This window comes from Streptomyces sp. URMC 126 (assembly GCF_051386555.1).
In the GTDB taxonomy this organism is placed as follows: Bacteria; Actinomycetota; Actinomycetes; order Streptomycetales; family Streptomycetaceae; genus Streptomyces.
Genome location: NZ_JBPQTX010000374.1, coordinates 1 through 6,248 on the forward strand (window position 1 = coordinate 1; position 6,248 = coordinate 6,248).

A 6,248-nucleotide genomic window follows, 5' to 3' on the forward strand; every position below is an offset into this window, starting at 1 on the left:
CCCGCCACCCCCACCGAAGTCCTCCGCTACACCGCCTTCTCCGCCGACCCCGAGGGCGGCAACCCGGCCGGCGTCGTCCTGGACGCGGCCGGCCTCGGCGACGCGGAGCTGCTGCGCGTCGCCGCCGAAGTCGGTTACAGCGAGACCGCGTTCGTCACGGCGCCGCCCGAGGGGGCCGCCGAGCCGGACCGGTCGTTCACCCTCCGCTTCTTCAGCCCGCTGGCCGAGGTGTCGTTCTGCGGGCACGCCACCGTGGCCACCGCCGTCGCCCTGGCCGAGCGGCACGGCCCCGGGGAGTTCGTCTTCACCACGCCGGCCGGCACCGTCCCGGTGTCCGTCGCCGAGCACGACGGCGTCCTGCGCGCCACCCTGACCTCCGTCGAGCCGCACACGGAGGAGGCGGCCGCGGACGACGTCGCCGAGGCCCTGGCCGCCCTGAACTGGCCCGCCGCCGACCTCGACCCGGCCTTCCCGCCGCGCGTCGCCTACGCGGGCGCCCGCCACCTCGTCCTCGGCGCGGCCACCCGGGAACGGCTCGCCGACCTGGCGTACGACTTCGACCGGCTGACGGCCCTGATGCGGAAGCTGGACCTCACGACGGTGCAACTCGTGTGGCGGGAGAGCGAGTCCGTGTTCCACGTGCGGGACCCCTTCCCCGTCGGCGGCGTGGTCGAGGACCCCGCGACGGGCGCGGCCGCCGCCGCCCTCGGCGCGTACCTGCGGGAGCGCGGACTCGTCGCCGGCGACGCGACCCTCACCCTGCACCAGGGCGACGACCTCGGCCGCCCGGGCCTCCTGGAGGTCACCCTCCGGCCGGGCGATCCCCGGGTCCGGGTGTCGGGCACTGCGGCGCGGATCGGCTGAGGCGGGCGGCCCGCCGGAGACGGAGGGGGCGGTATCGGGGCGGGGCACGACCCCGGACGGCGGGGTGTGAACGAGCCTCGCAGTCGACCCGTCCTGCCGCCTCCATGCTCAGGCTTTCGGTCTCCTCCGGTGCCCCGCACGCAGTTTCAGCTCAGGAGAGGATTGCCCCTGAGGTTTGCTTCCCCGCACGGCCAGGGGCCCTCGGCCAGAGGCCCCAGCGGTGTACGGAAGACCAGGACCTCGTTGTCCAAGGGGAGGACGACACTGCCTTCGCTCAGCAATAGCGCGCGACCGATGACCGTTCGGCTGTCATCCATGGCGAACAGCTCGTGTCCGGCGAGGTCCGCGTCCACGGCGAGCAGCTTGCCGTCTCGCCAGAACACCGCGGTTCCCTCGCGGTCCATCGCGGGGTAGGACGTGTAATAGCCCGTCAGCGCGGGCCCGTCCACGAGGCTGCCGTCCGATGCGAGCCGCCGGAAGTGCGATCGCGAAGGCAGGCGGTTTTCGAGCTCCGGGCCGCTGACGCCGCCGTTCTTGTCGACGAGCATGGCCCCATGGCTGGCCCAGCGCGCGGTTTCGACGCCGTCCCGGCCGAAACGGCCGGTCGTGAAGGCACCGTAACCCTGGGATCCGACCAGGAATTGGCCAGGGCCGGCTATCGCCTTTCGGCCGGCAGGAGCGGGAGCGGTGACCGAGACGGTCTCGCCACTGCGCAGGTCGAGGAAGAACGTTCTTCCGATGCCGCCTCGTGTGTCGGTGAAGCTCGCTGCGATCCGGTCGGCCGATACGAGCAGCGGCTCCCAGTGATCTACGCCGATCTCCTCCGGGACCCAAGGTCTACGCGGCCGGATCTTCCATCCGGTCCGGTCTCCCGTCTCCACCACGCCCGGGAACGACACCGCACCGAGCCCGATCGGCGTGGACCAGAGGCACTCGCCCTCTCGCGTGTACCGGGCAACGCGAGGCTCCGGTAAAGAGGTGGCCGGTCGGCTTCGTTCCCTACGGACCAGGCGGGAGGCACTGACCCAGGAAATGACGAACCCGTCGTCGAGGAGGACGAACGCGCCGATCTCCTCATCGGGGCGGCACTCCGGGCGGGCGGTGGGCCCAGCGGAACCGTCCGGCAGCACAGCTTCCAGGACCTGACCATCGTGATCCGGACAGGCGAGCCACAACATGCCGTCCGTGGACAAACGGGATTGCGGCCTGCCTGTCCCGGGGTAGGTCCGTTGCCACGCCACCTTGCCCGAAAGGTCGACCCTCGTGATGACGGTCGCCGGCGGATTCGGACCGTAGCCGGTCACGGTCAGCGGCCCGGAGGGATCGGACGCGGCCATAGCCCAGACCTGGCCCGGCACGGTGAAACGCGATGAGAGCGTCATGCGTCCGCATCTTGCCGCATGTCTCCGTCCGCAGCGATTGGTCCCTCCGCGACGCTCGTCCGGAACGCTCAGGGACCAATGCAGTGCGCGGTCACACGTCCTGAACCGACTTGATGTGGGGAGCCACAGACAGCTCGGAACAGACGAGAGAACAGGAAGACGTCACAGGGCCGACGGCCCCGCTCCCCCCGCCTACTGGACAAGGTGTCTTCATGACCGGTCACTGGAGTCGCAGGACGCCAGGGGCGCGATCGTTGAAAATCTGGACCAGCCAATCGAAGACAGTCGATCCGCGTTCTTCTCTCGCCGCGGCAAGGTCGGCGCTGACGGAAGGACGGTTCGCGGGGTGGCAGCGCGACAACCGGATCTCCAACTGGCGAACCGTCTCCGGGTAACCGAGATGTTCACGAGACACCTTGTGGTCGCACCACTCCACCACATAGTCATTGTCGTCGGGCGCTCCCATGCCACCGCTGAGGCAGTCGGCGAGGGCGTCGAGGTTCCTGCCGAAATAGCCGCCGGGGCCGTTGATCGCCTCGCCGATAACTCGCCAGAAATCTTCCAGCGTTCTGATCCGCGTGCCGTCCAGCACATACGTCGATGTCACGGACCGGAGGATACGGACAGGTCCGCGCCGTGTCTCTCCGATTCCGGCCGTCCGTCCACGGCCCGGAAAACGGGAAAAGGTGCCGCCGCCCGGAACGGAGCGCCCCCCGTCGGCAACGCAAGCCGAGCTACCACCGAGAGAAACCGGCCGCAGCCCGCCGCCTCATTCCTCCTCCCCCCGCCCCACCGTCAGCACGATCTTGCCCACCTGTCCGTTGCCCTCCATGTGGCGATGGGCGTCGGCGACGGCTTCCAAGGGGAAGACGCGGTCGACCAGAGGAGAGAGGTCGCCGGAACGGATCCCCGCTTCGATGAAGGCGGTGGCGCGCCGCTTCCGGTCCTCGTGGTCGAGGACGGCCGGCAGGGCGAAGCCGTAGACGGCGAGCGGCCAGTTCGCGGGCAGCGGGGTCGGACGGCCGTCGAGCCAGCCGTAGACGATCAACGTACCGTCCCGGGCGACCAGTTCCGCGAGCCGGGTGACTCCCGGGCCGCCCACCGCGTCGAACACCACGCGGGCGCCCCTGCCCCCGGTCAGCTCGCCGACGCGTGCGATCAGGTCGTCCTCGTCCAAGGCGACGACGTGCGCGGCACCGGCCTTGAGGAGCTGTTCCTTCTTGGCCCCGGTGCGGGTGACCGCGACCGGTACGGCGCCGACGAGGTTGGCCACCTGGATCGCCGCGATGCCGACGCTGCTGGAGGCGGCGGTGATCAGCGCGGTGTCGCCCGGGCGCAGTCCGCCGATCTCCACGAGGGCCCCGTACGCGGTGAGGTACGACAGCCAGGTCGCGGCCCCGGTGACGGCGTCCACCGAGGGGTGCCGCCGGATGAGCGTGTGCGCCGGGACGTTGACGCGGTCCGCGTACACGCCGTGGACGGACATCGCGCCCGTGGCGATCAGCAGCACGCTCACCGGATCTCCGGCGGCGAACCCCTCGACGCCCGGGCCCACCTCTTCGACCACGCCCGCGGCCTCGGCGCCGATCCGGGACGCGGGCAGGTCGGGCTGGTAGTAGTACGCCCTCGCCCGGAACAGGGCCTCGGCCCGGTTGAGCCCCACCGCCTCCACCCGGACCCGTACCTCGCCCGGGCCCTGGTCGACCGGGCGGAGGCCGCCCGGGGCGCCTGCCCGCCGACGACCCGGCCGGCCGGATCCAGGCCTGGTGGCGGGCGGCACGCGACTGGGCGCTCGCCGATCCGGAGGGCTTCCGGCTCGTCTACGGCGACCCGGTGGCCGGGTACGTCACGCCCGTCGGCGGCCCCGCGCCCCGCCCCTCGAAGCGCGCCTGCCTGGGCCTCGTCGAACTCGTCCACGCCGCCTGGCCGCACGCCGCGCCACTTCAGCCGCCCGGCGATCACGCGTGGTCGGACTTCACCCCCGAACTGGTCGAGGAGATCCGCGGACACCTGCCCGACGTCTCCCCCGGGGCGGTAGCGCTGGCCTTCCGCGTCTGGGGGCGGATGTACGGGCTGATCGGGCTGGAGATCTACGGACACCTCCGCCCGAGCGTGGCCGACCCGGGGGTGCTCTACGAGGCGGAACTGCGCGATCTGGTGACGTCGTTGGGCCTCGCTCGCCGAGAGGCGCGCTGAGGGGCGCGCCGCACGGGGGGGCGTCAGGCCGAACGCTTCCGCGGTCGCCCGGTGACGTCCCACCCGTTGTCGTCCGCGTCCGGCAGCGCGCCGCCCGGCGCCGGGCACACCCCGCCCGAAGGCCCCCGACGGCCGCCGGGCGACACCCCCGGCCGGCGGGCGGATCCCGGCCGCCCCGAGCGGGCCCGTCAGCCTCCGCCGAAGCGGCGGACGTACCGCTTCTGCCAGGGCGTCTCGACCGCTCGCGGATCGTAGTGCCGCCGCACGTACGCCACCGCCTCCCCGGCCGGGACCCCGTCGAGTACCGCGAGGCAGGCCAGCGCCGTCCCCGTCCTGCCGCGCCCGCCGCCGCAGGCCAGTTCCACCCGCTCCTCCGCGGCCCGTTCCCACGCGGTCCGGAACAGCCGGCGGGCCCGCTCGCGGTCGGCCGGCAGCCGGAAGTCCGGCCACCGCAACCACTCCGCCTCCCACGCCACTTGGGACGGCCGCTTGCCCGTCAGATACACGGCGTACTCGGGCTCCGGGCCGTCAGGCAGCGGTCGCCGCAGCGCCCGGCCCCGCACCGACCGTCCGGAGGGGAGCCGGAGGAGACCAGGGGTGCTCTCGGGCCATACGGGATCCATGTGCCCACGCTAGGCGGCGGTGGCCTCACCTTGAAGGCGGACGCGCATTCCGCCGGATGACCGGTCCACCCTCCCGAGCGATCGAAAGAGCTGAACTCCCCATCGAAAGAGTGCGTTTATTGTCGCCGGCGTCATAACGGGAGTGCGGAATCACTGTGAGGTGCATCACCTTCACATGCTCGCAAAGCATGCGACCTGCACTCATGACGGCCAGTCACCCCCACCTCACGCCGATCGACATCCGACCGCCTGTCGAAATCGATCTTGAATAACGGGCAAGATGGACCCGTTGCATCAGCGCAGGGGTGACGTAGATCACAATCCTGCCGATCGGCTTGCGCTCATGGTGACACTTGTACTGCGGAAGGGCGAGAGCCCCATCCCTGAGCCCGCGAAGCCGTGGGGATGAGGCCCTCTACCACCCACCGCAGCGGGGCCTCGGTCCTCAGGGACCGGGGCCCTGTGCATGACGCAGGCGGATCAGATCCAGTCCCACACCACCTTGAAGACGATGTAGAGCGGGCCGATCCAGCGAACCCGGCGGAAAAGCCGGTCCGCCCTGCTGCCGCCGCGGTGGCCCTCCGGACGTGTGGCCATCGGGCCACCCCCTTCCGGGGTCCAGCGTTCGTGGACCCCATGGAGTGCTCCACGAAGCCGTCGCTTCCCCGGAGGGGTGGTTGGTAACGCATCACCCTAGCGGTCGGAGTTGACGGTGGGACCCCACCACCGCCCCACCACCGACCCCCGCCAGGGCGGCACTTCAGGCACCCAGTGCCGGAACATTCGCATGTTCGATGGAACGCAAGCTCGAATCAAGCCTCCGACCAGGGCGGTTACCGAGGGACACGGAGGTGTGGAGTGCCAGTTCCCCTGACGCCCGTCACCTAAATCACATTCGCCGCCCGGCTCTTGCCGGTGGCACGGCACCCTCCCACGCCACGTTGCGACGTGCGCCGGGGAGACCGGAGTCGATCACCGGAAGGTCCATTGTCAGTGCCGGGTGCCATGCTCTTTCCATGGAGAACGACGTGCGGTGGAACGGGGGGAAGGACGGGACGGCAGCCCGCCGGCCGGCCCCCGCGTCCGAACGCGCGCCCGGCCGAGCAGCGTACGGAGAAAGACCCGTGGACGATCTCGTGAACGACATGGTGACCACCGCCCTCCCCGTCTTCCCCTACCACCC

The 6,248-nt window shown here is 71.2% G+C and carries 6 protein-coding genes; 2 read left to right on the forward strand and 4 right to left on the reverse strand.

All coding sequences use genetic code 11. The features are described 5' to 3' along the window. Positions 1-864: PhzF family phenazine biosynthesis isomerase (locus ACSNOK_RS29390; protein ID WP_436783833.1), on the forward strand; the 864-nt coding region annotated here is incomplete at its 5' end. 146 nt (positions 865-1,010) lie between these two features. Here the strand turns inward: ACSNOK_RS29390 and ACSNOK_RS29395 are convergent. The 3 genes from ACSNOK_RS29395 to ACSNOK_RS29405 all read right to left on the reverse strand — a co-directional run bounded on the left by ACSNOK_RS29395 (position 1,011) and on the right by ACSNOK_RS29405 (position 3,918). Further along, complete coding sequence (locus ACSNOK_RS29395) at positions 1,011-2,246, reverse strand: hypothetical protein (RefSeq protein ID WP_436783834.1); 1,236 nt, start codon at positions 2,244-2,246, stop codon at positions 1,011-1,013. 220 nt (positions 2,247-2,466) lie between these two features. Then, entirely contained in the window at positions 2,467-2,853 is a 387-nt protein-coding gene (locus ACSNOK_RS29400; protein WP_436783835.1) for a barstar family protein, read from the reverse strand. Between the two features lie 162 nt (positions 2,854-3,015). Next, a complete protein-coding gene (locus tag ACSNOK_RS29405; protein WP_436783836.1) occupies positions 3,016-3,918 on the reverse strand; it encodes a zinc-dependent alcohol dehydrogenase family protein in 903 nt (300 codons plus the stop codon). Between the two features lie 83 nt (positions 3,919-4,001). Between ACSNOK_RS29405 and ACSNOK_RS29410 the strand changes: the two genes are divergently transcribed. Beyond that, the gene (locus tag ACSNOK_RS29410) at positions 4,002-4,442 is read left to right on the forward strand and encodes a TetR-like C-terminal domain-containing protein (protein ID WP_436783838.1); all 441 of its coding nucleotides are present in this window, start codon (positions 4,002-4,004) and stop codon (positions 4,440-4,442) included. A gap of 188 nt (positions 4,443-4,630) precedes the next feature. On the opposite strand, the gene ACSNOK_RS29415 is transcribed toward ACSNOK_RS29410, so the two are convergent. Next, positions 4,631-5,065, reverse strand: a complete 435-nt coding sequence (locus ACSNOK_RS29415) for a protein-tyrosine phosphatase family protein (RefSeq protein ID WP_436783837.1) — start codon at positions 5,063-5,065, stop codon at positions 4,631-4,633. Positions 5,066-6,248 lie beyond the last annotated feature (1,183 nt).